The sequence below is a fragment of the Paraburkholderia dipogonis genome (assembly GCF_042680985.1).
GTDB classification, from domain to species: Bacteria; Pseudomonadota; Gammaproteobacteria; order Burkholderiales; family Burkholderiaceae; genus Paraburkholderia; species Paraburkholderia phytofirmans.
Genome location: NZ_JBHUFR010000002.1, coordinates 1 through 16,147 on the forward strand (window position 1 = coordinate 1; position 16,147 = coordinate 16,147).

The following is a 16,147-nucleotide window of genomic DNA, read 5'->3' on the forward strand; positions in this document are numbered from 1 at the left end:
AGGATCGCTTCACCAGGCATCATTTGTAGAATGCAATTGACGACCTGTCAGACGGCAGGTTTTTATCTGCCTTGCACACAAAAATTCAGACACTCCCCGGAAAGGCCCTCACAATTAGCCAGACAATCAATTGTGAAAAAAATGCTCAAATCAATTACCGTAGCCGCGCTCCTAATGACCTCAACGCTCCCCGCGCAAGCGCAGACAATCTGGACAACAGACCACTACATCCCACTGGAAAGAATACAAAACACCCGGGACCTATCAGGAATAGAAACCCGCGATCACCGCCGTATCACCCCACATCGCCTCTACCGCAGCGGCAACCCCACCTCAGCCAGTCCAGCCGACATTGAAAAACTAAAATCAATGCATCTGGACGCAATAGTAGACTTTCGCGCCGCGAGCGAGAAGAAACCCACAGAACAAAGCTTCACAGAACAATTCCCCTACCAGCCCGACCCGGTACTAGCCGGCAACCTGGCACCGGATGCCATCATCCCAATGCTAAAGCGCTCGACCCCCGAGGATACGCATGACTTCATGATCTCTCTATACAAACAATTCCCAGAAAAATACCAACCCCAATTCACCCGCTTCCTGAAGCTGGCCGAAGACAACCGCACCATTCTCTACCACTGCACCGCAGGCAAAGACCGCACCGGCTTCGCCACTGTCCTGCTGTTGTCCGCGCTCGGCGTCGACCGCGCCACCACCATCGCGAATTATCTGGAATCGAATCGCTACAACGCCGCCGCCAACGCACAGGCCACCGTGCAATTGCAGAAGATCGGCGTGGCCCCCGACGTGTTGGCGCCGCTGCTCGCAGTCGATCCCGATTACATCGGCGCGGCCATGCAAGTCATCGACCAGCAATATGGCGGCATGCAGCGTTACCTCGTCGATGTCCTGCACATAAACGTCGACAAGATCCGCGCGAACTATCTCAGTGCGCCCGATCAGCCATCGTAATCAATCAGACCGCACCATAGAAAAAGCGGTGCATGCACCGCCCTCAAAACATCGATCAGCCTTCAAACACGTGCCGTAACGGCGGCGGCGTCCCGCCCTCGCGCACCTTGATCTCCACCACCTTTTTCGCAGTACTCGACGGACGCACGTCCGCTGCATCCAGATAGAACTGCGAGTACCAGTCGCGCATCTGATACAGCGGTCCGTCGCCTTCACACAGTAGCGGATTGTCGATCCGCGTCTTGGTGTCCCAGATCGCTACGTCCTCGTAGAACGCGGCCTGCGCCTGCTTCGAATAAGCGCGCGCAATCTCCATGTTCTGTTCGTCCGTCAAACCTGGCACCTTCTTCACCATCACGCCGTAACGCAACTCGAAGCTGTGCATGTCGATCGGCACGTGACAGTTCAGCAGAATCGAATGAATCGGATGCCCGCCGCTCTTTCCCGTCATTTCTGTAATGTGATACGCGGGGCCGAAATACGTGGACAGCGCGATCAGTTCATCGTCACCGAGGCGCTCGCTTCGACCAACCAGCAACTGAGTCGCCTTATGTCCTTCGAACAGATTCGCAAAGTAATCGACCGGCGCACCGTGCACGGTCGCGAAGTGCGCCATGTCGGAGATGTTGTCGACCAACTCGCGGCAATTGGTGCCGATCACCATGCGGTCGATCACCCAGTCCGACCACTCTTCGGAGAAGCAGGCTTCGATTCGCGGAATCGCCACTTCGTCGCCCGGCGGGTTGCCTTCAGGGTCGTGCCAGATAAACAGCAACTGGTTCTGCTCGCAGGTTTGCCAGGTGCCGATTCTGGCCTTCGGCGGGATCCTCTTGCAATAGGGAATCGACTGGCAACTGCCGTCGCCGCCCCACTGCCAGCCGTGAAACGGGCAGACCAGTGTATCGCCGTCGACGCGTCCGGTGCTCAGATCGGCGCCCATATGCGGACAATAGCCGTCGACCACATTGACGCGGCCATGCGAGTCCACGAATGCGGCAAGACGCTGGCCGAAAATATTCAGCGTGTGCGGCTGGCCGTCCTTGTATTCGCTTGCGAGACCGAGGCAATGCCAGCCGCGCGCATAGCGCTGCACGAGCGGTTGCGCCTCGATTTTGTAGGGACGTGCGGACATCTGTTATCTCCTCCGATGGAAAACGCGGCGCGGCCAGCCCGCCGCCGTCATAGGTATGGTGTTTGGAAAGCGCGCGGATTCGCGCGCTCACGCCTGACGATAGACGCGGCTCGAAGTTCGTTCATCGTCCCGACGGACTAGGCAGCCCGTAACTCAACTAGCCCTAGCGCGCCGAATTGCCATGCTCCAGCGTGGCCGGCTGCGCGGTTTTCGCGGACATGGCAGCGCCAGGGGCGGGTGCGGACGCGACAGTGGGCGGCGCAACCATGGCGCCACCCGCGCGCCGTTCCACGCGTTCGACACCGAGCCACGCCGCGAGCGCCGGCAGCAGAAACACCGCGCCGAACAGATTCACGAGGAACATGAAGGCGAGCAACACGCCCATATCCACCTGGAACTTCAGCGCGGAAAACGCCCATGTCCCCACGCCGATAAACATCGTCACCGCCGTGAACAATGCGGCAGTGCCGCGCTGACACATGGCGGCCGCGAACGCGTGGGGCAAGCTCGCCCCGCCGCGCAGTTCGTGCTGCAAGCGTTCGTACAGATAGATGCCGTAATCGACCCCGACACCGACGCCGAGCGTAATCACCGGCAAAGTCGCGACCTTCAGGCCGATGCCGAGCCACGCCATCACCGCATTGCACAGAATCGACACCACCGTGAGCGGCACGACGATGCATAACACCGCGCGCCATGAACGGAACGTCACCACGCACAACAATGCAATCGCACCAAAAATCGACAGCAGCATGGCGACTTCGGCATCGCCGACCGCCTCGTTGGTCGCCGCCATCACACCGACATTGCCGCCCGCGAGCCGGAACGCCACATTCGGCGTGTGATCCTGCGCGGCAACGCGTTTGATTTCATCGACGATGTGCGCGATGGTCCTGCCCTCGTGATTCGCCGTATAGATCAACACCTGAATCACCTGACAGTTTGCGGTGTTCATGCCGTTATCAGGATCGAAGGCATTGGCGCCTTGCGTGAGACCATCGCTGGACCGCGGCAGCGCGCCCCAGCGCGGATTGCCTTCGTTGAACGCGGCAATCGAAATCTTCGCGAGCGACGGCACGCTCACCACCGATTGCACGCCCGCCACACCACGCATTTCCATTTCGAAGCGCTCGATCGCGCTCATCACCGGATAGTGCAGACAGGCGTCGTCGAAACCGGTGGTCTCGACGATCACCGAGAGCGCATCGACGCCGATGTTGTATTCGCTCGTGATGCGCGCGTTGTCGAGGTTGTAGCGCGAGGTGGCGCGCAACTCGGGCGCACCGGAACCGATATCGCCGATCTGCAGATCGCGCGACGCCTTCGCGCCGAACGCGAGCAACACCAGCGCGGCCGCAAACACGCCGAGCGCAGGCGCGGGCCGCGCGAACACGGCAAAGCGCGTCCACAGCCGGCTGCCGCCCGCCGCCGCGCGGCGCTGCGCGCGCGCCAGCGTGGCCGTTTCGAGCCGCGTATACGACAGCAGAATCGGCAGAAATACCTTGTTGGTGACGATCATCAGCAGCACACCGAGACACGCCGTGACGCCCAGCTCGCGCACGATCTCGATCTGGATGCGCATGATCACCATGAAGCCCAGCGCGTTCGTCAGCAAGGCCACGGTGCCCGGCACAAACAGCTTTCGAAACGCGTCGCGCGCGGCGTCGACGGAAGACATGCCGGCTACCAGCGCCTGTTTCCACGCGTTCGTCATTTGCACCGCGTGCGAGACGCCGATCGAGAAGATCAGGAATGGCACGAGTATCGACATTGGATCGATGCCGAGCCCAAGAATCGGCAGCGCGCCGAGCAGCCACACCACCGGCAGCAACGCAACAAAGAGCGCGAGTGCCGTGGTTTTCGCGGAACGCGTGTAGAGCAGCAGCAACGCCGCAGTGATCAGAAACGCCAGCGCGAAAAACCCGATCACGCCGCTAATGCCCGCCTCCACATCGCCGACGAGTTTCGCGAAGCCGATGATGTCGACCTCGACATCCTGCTTCGAATACCGCGCGCGAATCTCTTCGAGTTGCCGCGCTACTGCGCTGTAGTCAAGATGCTTGCCGGTCGCTGGATCGGTCTCGCGCAACTCCGCGCGTATCAGCGCGGAATGCAGATCGTTGCCGACCAGCCGGCCGATCTGGCCGGAACGCGCGACGTTGCGGCGCACCGTGGCGAGATCGGCGGGATTCGCGCTGCTGAACTGACCGGGCACGACCACATCGCCACGAAAACCGGCTTCGGTCACCTCCGTGTAGCGCACGTTCGGCGTGAATAGCGAAAACACGCGCGAGCGGTTCACGCCGGGGATGAAGAACACGTCGTCGGTAGCGTGACGCAGATCGTCCATGAACGCCTGGTTGTAGATGTCGCCATGACCTTTCCAGCGCAGACTCACGAGAATCGTGTTCGCGCCGGGAAAGGCGCTCGCGTAGCGACTGAACACCTGCATGTACGGATGCTGCATCGGGATCATCTTGTTGAACCCGGGGTCGAGCCGCAAACGCGTCGCGGAGCAACCCAGCGCTACCGTCAGCGCGAGACAAAGCGTGAGAAGGATACGCCGGTGGCGCATGATGGCGTCGGCACAGCGCTCGACAAAGCGTGACAAACGCGACGGAGAGCGGGACACGGAAGAATGGGACGAAGCGTTCATGGTGCGTCTCACGGCAAGACTACGGAAAGCCCGCGCACGCGGCTGGATAACGACCGGCGAGCGCGCGGCAAAAGATCGGCAAACGATGAGCAGGTAGTTCGAGCCGCAGCGTCAGGAAGACGGCGCGCCGTTTGCGGCCCGACCGGCTCGCGGCGGCGCCGTGACCGGCAATAGCGCGACGCCCGCTTCACCGCCGAGCGCCAGTTCGCCATGTCCGGCATCGACCACCGCCGCAAGACTCTGCACGCCGCCGACCTTGCGCACCGTATAAGTCGAGCCGCCGTCCCGCGAGGTGACGATCGCGCCGCCCTGGCCGACCAGCACCAGTTCGCCGTCGGCGAGTTGCACCGCGCCGAAGTACGAGGTGCCGACGCCGCTGTCCACATGCGTCCACGTCTCGCCCTGATCGGTGCTGCGCAGCACGTTGCCGCGCATGCCGTACGCGAGCCAGTCGCCGTCGGCCAGATTCAGCACGCCGAATAGCGAGCCTTGATAGGGCACAGGACGCTTCTCCCAGGTCGCGCCGTAGTCTGTGGAACGCAGCAGCGTGCCGGTCTCGCCGGCGATCATCAGTCGCCCGCTGTTGTCGCCGGCAATCGCGTTCAGATGACGGTCGTCGGCGGGCGTCTTCTGCTGGGTCCAGGTCGCGCCTGCGTCGTGAGAGACGAACAACTGGCCGAAGCTGCCGGTCACGACTACGAGCCCGTCCGCATTGCCCCACACCGACAGCAGCGGATCCGAGTGTTTGTGATCGAAGCGCACTTCCCTCCAGTGCGCGCCGCCATCGACGGTGCGCACGATCCAGCCGTCGTGGCCGACCGCGATGCCGACGCGCGGTGAGATGAAGAACACCTGCGTGAGCGCCGAGGCTTCATTGGGCGTCACCGCCGCTTGCCGCCACGATGCGCCCTTGTCGCCGCTCAGCAGGATCACACCGCGCTCGCCCACCGCGACGAGTCCCGTACCCGCGTTGGCGAGCCCATTGATCTGCAGATGATTAGCTTCGATGGCCGTGGCCGCGAACGCGGGGACCGGCCGTGGCGAGAACGCGAATAGCGCTGCGCCCAGCACGGCTGCTGAGAGCAGCAACCCAGGTAGTGCCGATTTCATACTTTGTCTCCTGTCGACCAGAGTTGGCGCTTTAGCGCCTTACTCTGGTCCCATGCACAGCTCCGACCGCGATCTATGCCGCTGTATCAAAGAGCGCCGCCGCACCCATGCCGCCGCCGATGCACATGGTCACGACCACATAGCGCACGCCACGCCGCCGCGCTTCGAGCAGACCGTGCAGCGTCATGCGCGTACCCGACATGCCGAACGGATGGCCCACCGAGATCGCACCACCGTTCACGTTCAGCCGCTCAGCGGGAATGCGCAATTGATCGCGGCAGTAGATCACCTGGCACGCGAACGCCTCGTTCATCTCCCACAGGCCGATGTCGCTCACCGCCAGCCGATGCCGCGCCAACAGCTTCGGCACCGCGAGCGCCGGGCCGATGCCCATTTCGTCGGCGTCGCAACCGGCTACCGCCATGCCGCGATAGATGCCGAGCGGTGCGAGGCCGCGTCGCTTCGCTTCCGCCGCGCTCATCATGACCACGGCCGCCGCGCCGTCGGACAATTGCGACGCGTTGCCCGCCGTGATGAACTCGCCCTGTGCGACCGCTTCGCCGCCGCTCCAAACTGGCCTCAGCGCAGCGAGGCTCTCCGCTGTCGTGTCGGCGCGATTGCATTCGTCGCGTGTGGCGCGCACGGTCTCGCTGCCCGTTTGCTTGCCTTCCTTGTCGAACAGCGCGCGCTGCACTTCCAGTGGCACAATCTCTTCATCGAAGCGACCCGCCGCCTGCGCAGCCGCCGTGCGCTGCTGGCTCGTCAACGCGTACTCATCCTGAGCCTCGCGGGAAATCCGGTAGCGGCGCGAAACGACCTCCGCCGTTTCGATCATCGCCATATACGCCGAAGGCTGATTCGCCAACACCGCGTTCGAGCGAGCCCGGTACGCGTTCTTGTGTTTGTTCTGCGTGAGCGTGATCGATTCGACGCCGCCCGCGATCACGATCCGCGCGTCGCCACATACGATGTTCTGCGCTGCGGTCGCGATCGTCATCAGACCGGACGAGCACATGCGGTCCATCGCCATGCCCGGCACCGAAAGAGGCAAACCGGCCGCGGCAGCCGAAAGGCGGCCTATGTTGTAGCCCTGCGTGCCCTGCTGCGCGGCGCAGCCCATCAGCACATCGTCGATCTCGGCGCCTTCCAGTTGCGCGCGCTCCAGCGCCGCCCGCACTACGTGGCCGCCTAGCGTGGGCGCTTCGGTATCGTTGAACACGCCGCGATACGCTTTGCCGACCGGTGTGCGTGCAACCGACACGATGACCGCTTCGTTCATGAGCTCTTTCCTTTACGGGTTCTACAGGTTTCTACAGGTAGTAACGGCTGATGGTGTCGGCCACGCAACCGGGCTTGGGCTCGCCCTCGATCTCGACGCTCACGCGTATCCACGCCTGCACACCGCCCTCGAACGCTTCGGCGCGCAATACCTGGCCGACGCCGCGAACGCGCGCGCCCACTCGCACCGGCGCGGGAAAGCGGATCCGGTCGCAGCCGTAGTTGACGCCAAGCCGCGCGCCCTCGATGCAAACGATCTGCGGCAAAAAGAAATTGACCAGCGAGAGCGTGAGGAAACCGTGCGCGATACACGCGCCGAACGGACCGTCCTTTGCGCGTTCGGCATCGACGTGGACCCATTGATGATCCAGCGTCGCGTCGGCGAAACGGTCGATGCGCGTTTGATCGACCTCGAGCCACGCGCTCGTGCCGAGCTGTTCACCCGCTGCCGCGATCAACTCGCGCGGATGCGCGAATACGCGCGCGCTGCGTTGCAACGCATTTATTTCAGCCACGGCGCACTCCATCACGCATGCTGACTGCTGACCGACAACACTTCGCCGGTCATATACGACGCGTAGTCGCTTGCCAGAAAGACCATCACGTTCGCCACCTCCCACACTTCGGCGGCGCGTCCAAATGCTTCGCGCGACGCCAGTTGATCGAGCAGGTCGGCCGAAGCCGACTTCTTCAGAAAATCGTGCAGCGCGATACTCGGCGCCACGGCGTTGATGCGCACGCCGTAAGGCGCGGCTTCCAGCGCGGCACACCGTGTGAGCGCCATCACGCCGGCTTTCGCCGCGGCGTAGTGCGCCTGTTCCGCCTGCGCCCGCCAGCCGAGCACCGATGCGTTGTTGACGATCACGCCATGCCCACGTTGCTGCATGTGCGGCAACATCGCCCGCGTCATGCGGAAGGTGCCGGTGAGGCTAATGTCGATCACGCGCGACCATTGCGCATCGTCCATTTCGACGATGCGGCGCGCGCCGCCCAGTCCGGCGTTATTGATCAGCACGTCCACGCCTTGCAGTTTTTCCTCCGCGTCGGCCACCAGCGCGCGCACGTCGTCTTCCACCGAAACGTTGCACAGACGCCCGTGGATCGCGTGCAAGCCGGTTTCAGCGCGCAACGTTTCGACCGCTTGCGAAAGCCGCCTCTCGTGGATGTCGGAGATAAAGAGCGCGCGGCAGCCTTCTTCCGCGCATCGCTTCGCTGCGGCGAAACCGATCCCCACGCCGGCCGCGGCGGTGATCAGCACGGACTTGCCCGCCAGCAGTCCATGGCCGGGTACATACGCGGGCGCGCTGCGCACCGTTTGAGACTCGTTCATAGCGTTCCTCTGGGTTCTTTCGGCATGCCGAGCCCGCGCTCGGCCATGATGTTGAGCTGGATTTCGTTGGTGCCCGCGTAGATCGTGTCGGCGCGTGAGAACAGGAAGACGCCTTGCAGACGGGTGCGTTTGTCATCGTCGCCGGCGATCAGGTTGGCATCGAGTCCAAGTACGTCCATCGCGAGTTGGCCCAGCTCGCGATGCCAGTTCGACCAGTAATACTTGTAGATCAGCGCTTCGCGGCCCAATGCGCCGCCGGACGATTCATCGGCGCCGGCCAGCATGCGCAGCGCGTTGTAGCGCATCACACGCAAGCCGGCCCACGCGCGTGCAATGCGCTGCCGGATCACCGCGTCGCGCGCGACGCCCGCTTCGTGAGCCGCGTCGATCACCCATTCGAGTTCGCGGATGAACTGCATCTGCTGGCCGAGCGTGGACATGCCCCGTTCGAAGCCGAGCAAGGTCATCGCAATGCGCCAGCCGTCGCCCTGCGCACCGACCAGATCATCAGCGGCGGCGAGCGCGCCGTCGAAGAACACCTCGTTGAATTCGGCGCCGCCGTTCATCTGTCTGATCGGACGAATCTCGATGCCAGGTTGATCGAGCGGCAGGAGCAGGAACGAGAGTCCGCGATTGCCGCGCGACTCCGGATCGGTTCGCGCGACGACGAAGATCCAGTCGGAGTCGTGCGCGAGTGACGTCCACACTTTCTGTCCATGCACGCGCCAGTTGCCCTCGTCGTCGCGGACAGCGCGCGTGCGGATATTGGCAAGGTCGGAGCCCGCGCCTGGTTCCGAATAGCCCTGGCACCAGAACTGTTTGCCGTCGAGGATGCCGGGCAGGAAGCGCTTGCGCTGAGCTTCGGTGCCGCAGGCGATCAGGGTCGGTCCCAGCAAGCCTTCGCCGATATGACCCATTCGGCCCGGACCGCCGGCGCGTGCATATTCCTCGTGGAAGATCACCTGCTCGGCCACCGTGAAGCCGCGGCCACCTTCGCCGGCGGGCCAGCCGAGGCCGGTCCAGCCTGCCGCCGCGAGTTCGCGTTCCCATTGCTTGCGTAGCGCGGGATAAGCTTCTTCGTCGCCGGGACCGCCACGGTACTTGAGACAGGCGAACTCGCCGCTCAAATGCGTGCGCATCCAGTCCGCGACTTCGACGCGCAAGCGCCGATACTGCGTTTCGCTGTTCATCACAGGACTCCCGCGAGCACGTTTTGCGCGTGACCGGCATGCACAAGCGCCGCCGTGTTCGACGCCCGCTCGTCGCGAGCCATCACGTGTTGCGCGATGAACGACAGCATCTGCGATGTCGTGCCGAACATCGCGCCCGCTGCCTGCGCTCGCTTGAAATACAGTTGCGGGTCGTATTCCCATGTGAAGCCCACGCCGCCATGCAGTTGAATTGCTTCCTGCGCGCAGAAACGGAAGGCGTCGTTGGCGGCGGCTTTTGCGGCGGCAAGGTCGGCGAGCGTCTCATCTTCATCGGCACCGGCATCGGCCGCAACGGCAGCGGCACTGGCGCGATCCCACGCCTGCGCCGCGCCGAGCACCATCGAGCGGCTCGCCTCGATCTCGACCATCATCTGCGCGCAGCGGTGTTTGACGGCTTGGAACGAAGCGATCGCGCGGCCGAATTGCACGCGATCAGCCGTATAGGCAAGCGTGAGGTCGAGGCATTGCTGCGCGCCGCCGACCTGCTCGGCGGCAAGCGCCAGCGCGGCAAACCAGGCGGTATGCGAAAGCGCGCGCTCAGCCCGAAGGCCACGCGCAAGCAACGCCGAACGCGGCACCTCGACGGCACGCAGATCAAGCCTGGCCAACGGACGCGTTGCATCGAGCGTAACGAGCGGCGTGCGCGTGAGGCCTGCGATATCAACGCCCTGCAACTCGAATAGCGCAAGCGCCTGCGCTTCATTCGCGATGCGCGCGGGCACCAGCAGAAGCTCCGCGCTCACGCCGTCCACTACCTGAGCCAACGTGCCCGACAACCGATAGCCACTGGCGGTTTCTTCGGCGAACAGCGGCACGCTCCGTGCGCCCGTGAAATCGAAACTCGCGGAAAGCGGCAGCGCCAGCGTCGCACTCGATTCGCCACTCGCGATTCGCGCGAGCCGCTCGCGGGCCGCTTCGGTGTCGCAGTGCGCGAGCGCCGTCGCCGCGAGGCAGACCGTGCCGAAGTAAGGCACGCAGGCGAGCCGCCGCCCCATCTGCTCCATCATCAGCACCAGCTCGGTCGCGCCTAGACCCGCGCCACCCGACGCTTCCGGCACCGTCAGCGCGCACCAGCCAAGTTCTCCCGCGAGCGTGCGCCACAACGCATCGTCGCGACCGGCGCAGTGTTCGACCGCGTGCCGCACGGCCGCCGATGCGCTGCGCTCGGCCAGCACCTCGGCCGCCGCGTCGCGGATCATGACCTGTTCTTCGGAGAGAGCGAGGTTCATCGCATCAGCTTCCGTAGACACGTTGCGCCGGCTCGCGCCGCGCGACCAGCGCGGTGACCGCGCCGCCGATCTCGGTGACGTTCCAGCGCGCGCCATGATCGATTCGCGGTCCCGTGCGCCAGCCTTCGGCAACCGCGATCATGCCGCCGGCGGCCTCGAACACCTGGCCGGTGACTTCGCTTGACTGCTCGCTGCCGAGCCATACCACGAGCGGCGCGACGTTGGCGGGATCGAAGTAGTCGAAGCCGTCGGCGGGCTTTTTCATCATGTCGGCGAACACGCCTTCGGTCATCGAGGTGCGCGCGGCGGGCGCCAGCGCATTCACCCGGATGCCGTAACGCTGCAGCTCGACGGCCTGCATCAACGTGAGCGCCGCGATGGCCGCCTTCGCCGCGCCATAGTTCGCCTGGCCGATCGAGCCTTGCAGACCGGCGCCGGAACTGGTGTTGATAATGCGGGCATCCACGGCGGCGCCCGCCTTCGACGCCTCACGCCATTCACGCGCGAGCAATTGCGAAAGACAGAAGTGGCCACGCAGATGCACGCGCATCACGTCGTCCCAATCGTCTTCGGTCATGCTGGCGAACATCCGGTCGCGGCAGATGCCCGCGTTGTTCACCAGCGCGTGAATCTCACCGAACGCCTCATGCGCGGCATCGACGATGCGTTGCGCGGTGTCGATTCGCGTGATGTCGTCCGCGTTGGCGAGCGCCCGCCCGCCGGCCCGCGCGATCTCGTCGCACACGGCTTGCGCGGCGTCGCGGCGAATGTCGTTGACCACCACCGCCGCGCCTTCGGCGGCGTACGCTAGTGCATATTCGCGGCCCAGCCCGCCTCCCGCGCCGGTGATGATCACCGTGCGGCCATTGCAGATTCCCATGCTTGATCCTCGTGGACAGTGATGCGCTTACAGGCGCTCGATGATCGTGACGTTGGCGAGCCCGCCGCCCTCGCACATCGTCTGCAAGCCATAGCGGCCTCGCGTGCGCTCGAGTTCGTGCAGCAGGCTGGTCATCAGCCGCGCGCCAGTAGCGCCGAGCGGATGGCCGAGCGCGATCGCGCCGCCGTTCGGGTTGGTGCGTGCGTGCGGATAGCGCGTTTCGGCGAGCCACGCCAATGCGACCGAGGCGAACGCCTCGTTGAGTTCGACGACGTCGACGTCATCGAGCGTCAGGCCGGCTTTGCGCAACGCGTGACGCGTCGCGGGAATCGGCGCGGTGAGCATCCACAGTGGATCGTCGCCGAGCACGCTCAGATGATGGATGCGCGCACGCGGCGTGAGCCCGTAGCGTTTGAGCGCGTCTTCGGAGACGATCAGCAAGGCTGCTGCCGCATCGCAGGTCTGACTGGAGACGGCGGCTGTCAGCGCGCCGCCCGGCATCAACGGTTCGAGCGACGCCATTTTCGCGAGCGTGGTGTCTTTGCGCGGCGTTTCATCGTCGACGACGCCGGCGAACGGCACGATCTCACGCGCGAAGTAGCCGCTCTCGATCGCGGCCAGCGCGCGCCGGTGACTTTCGAGCGCGTACTGTTCCATCGTTTCGCGCGACAAATTCCAGTGATCCGCGATCCGTTGCGCCGCGTGAAACTGCGAGACCGGCGCATCGCCGAAACGCGCCCGCCACCCGATGCTGCCGGAAAACGGATCGGCAAAACCGAGCGGCACGGCCGCCGTCATCGCCGATGAAATCGGAATCTGCGTCATGGTCTGCACGCCACCCGCGACCACCACGTCCTGAGTGCCGCTCATCACCGCCTGAGCGGCGAAATGCACCGCCTGTTGCGATGAGCCGCACTGACGGTCCACGGTCACGCCGGGCACCGTCAGCGGCAAGCCCGCGGCAAGCCAGCAGGTGCGAGCGATATTGCCCGCCAGCGGGCCGATCGTATCGACGCAGCCGAACACCACGTCGTCGTACTCTTCTGCGGGAATCGCGTTGCGCGAGACCAGTTCCTTCAACACGAAGCCGCCCAGGTCAGCGGCGTGCACCTGCGCGAGTCCGCCTTTGCGGCGGCCGGTCGGCGTACGCAGCGCGTCGACGATATAAGCCTGTTTCATCGGGACTCCAGTTCAAAAGTATGGGCCGGTCCAATCGGCACGCGCGCATCGATCAGCGCTGCCGCGACGCGGGCCTTGTGAAACGTCGTATCGCCCCAACTGCTGGTGAGCGCCCAGATGCGTTTCATGAAAATCTGCAGATCCAGCTCCCACGTGTAGCCGATTGCGCCATGCACCTGCATCGCGTGGCGCGCGGCGAGTTGCGCCGCGGCGGTGGCGGCGAGCCTGGCGTGCGAGACGTACAGCGCGCGTTGCGGATCGTTGTCGGCGATTGCGCACGCGGCGCGATGCACCACCGGCCGCGCGAATTCATAGCGGATCGCGACATCGGCAAGCAGGTGTTTGAGCGCCTGATACGAGCCGATCGGTTTGCCGAACTGCTTGCGCTGCGCGCTGTAGTCGATCGCCATGTCCAGCACGCGCTGGGTCAGGCCGAGCAATTGTGCGGCGACAGCAAATGCGCCGCGATCCAGCGCGCCGGCAAGAATCGGCGCCGCTTCGTCGCGCGATGCCACGCGCGTGTCCGACGAAGATCGCCAATCGACTTCGAACAGACGCCGCGACGGATCGACGCTTTCCACCGCAGTCAGCCGGCACGCGTGCGGCGTGAGCCAGTGCAACTCGCCATCGCGCTCGGCCAGCAAAACCTGGGCAACATGCGCGTCGCTGACATATGGGTTCACCGGATGCGCGATCGACACGCGCGCCGAGCCCGCCGCGATGTCGCGCAATAGCGCGTCGCGCCGCTCGCTCGCGGGCAGCGCTTCGAGCATGCCCACGGACACCAGCGCGGTATCGAGCAACGGCTCGGGAGCGGCGAAGTAACCATAGGTCTGCGCAAGCAACGCCCACTCCACTTCGCCGAGACCCATGCCGTCGTGACTTTCCGGCACCGATAGCGCCGTCAGCCCTTGCGCGGCGAACAGGTTCCAGATGCTGTCCGAGCGCCCTGTCGGCGTGTTCCACAACTCGCGGATCAGCTCGGGCGTCATCTCCGTCATGAGAAAACGCCTGACGCTGCTGACCAGCGCTTCCTGATCCTCGTTGAATACGAAATCCATAGTTCCTCGCTCAATCCTTTAAGCGTCTGAATGCAGGCTCGATGCGGTGTGCCGCATCCGCAACGCACGCGGCAACAAGTGCGGCTTTCACGTGCGCGGCATTCCCAGCATCCGTTCCGCGACGATGTTGCGCTGGATCTCGTTGGTGCCCGCATAGATCGGCCCGGCCTGGGCGAACAGAAAACCGTCGAGCCAGTTGCCGAGCGCGGCGTGTTGCTCGTGCGTACGCGGCACCACCTCGCCGCGCGCGCCGAGAATGTCGAGTGCGGTCTGATGCATACGCAGATCGAGTTCGGACCAGAACACCTTGTTGGTGCTCGACTCCGCGCCGATATGGCCGCCCTTCTGCAAGCGGCTGGCGGTTGCATAGGTCGAGAGCGCGTAGGCTTGCGCATCCATCCATGCGTCGATCACGCGCTCGCGCAAGGCCGGATCGCGATCGGCTTCGGCGCGATGCGCCAGATAGAGCTCGCGCAACGCTTCGGCGGTGCGTTGAAAGCGTGCCGGCGAACGCAGCATCAGGCCGCGCTCGAAGCCGGCCGTCGCCATCGCGACCTGCCAGCCCATGCCTTCGCCGGCGAGACGATGATCGAGCGGCACGCGCACGTCGTCGAAGAAAATCTCCGCAAAGCCGGTGTGGCCGTTCAACTGGCGGATCGGCCGCACGGTGATGCCGGGTGCGTCGAGCGGCACCATCAGGAAAGTCAGCCCGTGATGGCGAGTGGATTGCGGATCGCTGCGAAACAGGCCGAACAGCCAGTCGGCCCAGACCGCGCGTGTCGACCAGATTTTCTGGCCGTTGAGGATGTACTCGCCGCCCATGCCGCCTTCGCTGCGAGTCGCGCTGGCGCGGATCGCGGCCATGTCCGAGCCCGCATTCGGCTCGGACCAGCCTTGCGCCCACACGTGTTCACCGGCCGCCATCGCGGGCAGAAAGCGGGCCTTCTGCTCCTCGGTGCCGAAGTCCATCAAGGTCGGCCCGAGCAGGAAGATGCCGTTCTGGTTCACCCGCATCGGCGCGTCGGCGTGCCAGTACTCTTCTTCGAAGATCAGCCACTCGATCAGATCGCAGCCGCGTCCGCCCAACTCGCGCGGCCACGTCACCATGCTCCAGCGGCCCGAATGCAGCGTGCGCTCCCAGGCGCGATGCGCGGCGAAGCCCGCTTCAGTATCGAAACTCGGCAGCGGTTCGCGCGGCACATGCTCGGCGAGCCAGCCGCGAATCTCGGCGCGAAAGACGCGCTGTTCCGGCGTGTAGTCGAGCTTCATACGCGCGCTCCGGCCTGGCGTTGGGCGGCGTCGAACTGCGCATCGCGTTTTTCGACGAACGCCGAGCGTGCTTCGGCCGAATCGTTCGTCATGTAGGCCTGCAACGTGAAGCCCTGTTCCCAGCGGTATTTGTCTTCGAGGTCGCCGTCTTCGACGCCGTTCAGCGATTCCTTGGCGAGTTGCAGCATCGCGGGACTTTTCGCCGCGATCTTGCGGGCCAGGTCCAACGCCGCGTCACGCAACTGTTCGAGCGGCACGACGCGTTCGACTGCGCCGAGACGATAGGCTTCGGCGGCGTCGACCATCTCGCCGGTGAAATACATCGCGCGCACTTTTTGCACGCCGAACATGCGCTGCAAATGCGCGCCGCCGCCCATCGCACCGCGGTCGATCTCGGGCACGCCGAAGCGCGCGCATTCCGACGCGACGATCACGTCCGCCGCGCCGCAGATGCCGATGCCGCCACCCAGCACGAAGCCGTGCACCGCGACGATCACCGGTTTCGGATTGCGGTGCACCGCGCGAAAAGTCGCATAGTTGCCGGCGTTGACCGCGACGATCCGCTCCGGATGCGCGGCCAGTTCCTTGATATCGACGCCCGCGCAAAAGCCGCGCCCCGCGCCGCGCAGCACGATTACGTGCACGCTGTCGTCACGGCCGAGCGCGTCGATCGCATCGGCGAGCGCCTGCCAGCCTTGCGAGTCGAGCGCATTGACCGGCGGCTGATCGATCACCAGCTCGCCGATGCCGCCTTCGCGTTCGATCCTGAACGGCAGCGAGCGGACGCTGTCGAGGGCTTGTGTCATGGTCTGTCGTCCCTGATGAATGGTGTGGATTTGC

Annotated in this window: 14 protein-coding genes; 1 reads left to right on the forward strand and 13 read right to left on the reverse strand. The window is 64.5% G+C overall.

Features of this window, described 5'->3' with window-relative positions; genetic code table 11:
* On the forward strand, positions 1–972 hold a 972-nt coding region (locus ACFSNN_RS02070), incomplete at its 5' end, for a tyrosine-protein phosphatase (RefSeq protein ID WP_377779159.1).
* A gap of 55 nt (positions 973–1,027) precedes the next feature.
* On the opposite strand, the gene ACFSNN_RS02075 is transcribed toward ACFSNN_RS02070, so the two are convergent.
* The 13 genes from ACFSNN_RS02075 to ACFSNN_RS02135 form a co-directional block, all read right to left on the reverse strand.
* Entirely contained in the window at positions 1,028–2,104 is a 1,077-nt protein-coding gene (locus ACFSNN_RS02075) for a Rieske 2Fe-2S domain-containing protein (RefSeq protein ID WP_134463397.1), read from the reverse strand.
* A gap of 163 nt (positions 2,105–2,267) precedes the next feature.
* Positions 2,268–4,760, reverse strand: a complete 2,493-nt coding sequence (locus ACFSNN_RS02080; RefSeq protein WP_134463395.1) for an efflux RND transporter permease subunit — start codon at positions 4,758–4,760, stop codon at positions 2,268–2,270.
* A 111-nt stretch (positions 4,761–4,871) separates the two neighbouring features.
* Positions 4,872–5,870 (reverse strand): WD40/YVTN/BNR-like repeat-containing protein, encoded by a 999-nt coding sequence (locus ACFSNN_RS02085; RefSeq protein WP_134463393.1) that lies wholly within the window; start codon positions 5,868–5,870, stop codon positions 4,872–4,874.
* Between the two features lie 73 nt (positions 5,871–5,943).
* On the reverse strand, positions 5,944–7,149 hold the full coding sequence (locus ACFSNN_RS02090) for an acetyl-CoA C-acyltransferase (RefSeq protein ID WP_134463391.1): 1,206 nt from the start codon (positions 7,147–7,149) through the stop codon (positions 5,944–5,946).
* A gap of 31 nt (positions 7,150–7,180) precedes the next feature.
* Positions 7,181–7,645: a MaoC family dehydratase gene (locus ACFSNN_RS02095; RefSeq protein WP_377689459.1), complete on the reverse strand. Its 465-nt coding sequence runs from the start codon at positions 7,643–7,645 to the stop codon at positions 7,181–7,183.
* Positions 7,646–7,674: 29 nt separating this feature from the next.
* A complete protein-coding gene (locus ACFSNN_RS02100) occupies positions 7,675–8,478 on the reverse strand; it encodes an SDR family oxidoreductase (protein WP_134463389.1) in 804 nt (267 codons plus the stop codon).
* Complete coding sequence (locus ACFSNN_RS02105) at positions 8,475–9,668, reverse strand: acyl-CoA dehydrogenase family protein (RefSeq protein ID WP_134463387.1); 1,194 nt, start codon at positions 9,666–9,668, stop codon at positions 8,475–8,477. The genes ACFSNN_RS02100 and ACFSNN_RS02105 overlap by 4 nt, the downstream gene beginning before the upstream one ends.
* The gene (locus ACFSNN_RS02110) at positions 9,668–10,918 is read right to left on the reverse strand and encodes an acyl-CoA dehydrogenase family protein (RefSeq protein ID WP_134463385.1); all 1,251 of its coding nucleotides are present in this window, start codon (positions 10,916–10,918) and stop codon (positions 9,668–9,670) included. Before ACFSNN_RS02110 ends, ACFSNN_RS02105 begins: the two co-directional genes overlap by 1 nt.
* Positions 10,919–10,922: 4 nt before the next feature.
* Positions 10,923–11,798, reverse strand: a complete 876-nt coding sequence (locus ACFSNN_RS02115) for an SDR family oxidoreductase (RefSeq protein WP_134463383.1) — start codon at positions 11,796–11,798, stop codon at positions 10,923–10,925.
* A gap of 27 nt (positions 11,799–11,825) precedes the next feature.
* Positions 11,826–12,977 (reverse strand): acetyl-CoA C-acetyltransferase, encoded by a 1,152-nt coding sequence (locus ACFSNN_RS02120; protein ID WP_134463381.1) that lies wholly within the window; start codon positions 12,975–12,977, stop codon positions 11,826–11,828.
* Positions 12,974–14,038, reverse strand: a complete 1,065-nt coding sequence (locus tag ACFSNN_RS02125; protein WP_134463379.1) for an acyl-CoA dehydrogenase family protein — start codon at positions 14,036–14,038, stop codon at positions 12,974–12,976. The genes ACFSNN_RS02120 and ACFSNN_RS02125 overlap by 4 nt, the downstream gene beginning before the upstream one ends.
* A gap of 87 nt (positions 14,039–14,125) precedes the next feature.
* Positions 14,126–15,307: an acyl-CoA dehydrogenase family protein gene (locus ACFSNN_RS02130; RefSeq protein WP_134463377.1), complete on the reverse strand. Its 1,182-nt coding sequence runs from the start codon at positions 15,305–15,307 to the stop codon at positions 14,126–14,128.
* Positions 15,304–16,113, reverse strand: a complete 810-nt coding sequence (locus tag ACFSNN_RS02135) for an enoyl-CoA hydratase family protein (RefSeq protein ID WP_134463375.1) — start codon at positions 16,111–16,113, stop codon at positions 15,304–15,306. The genes ACFSNN_RS02130 and ACFSNN_RS02135 overlap by 4 nt, the downstream gene beginning before the upstream one ends.
* Positions 16,114–16,147: the final 34 nt, after the last annotated feature.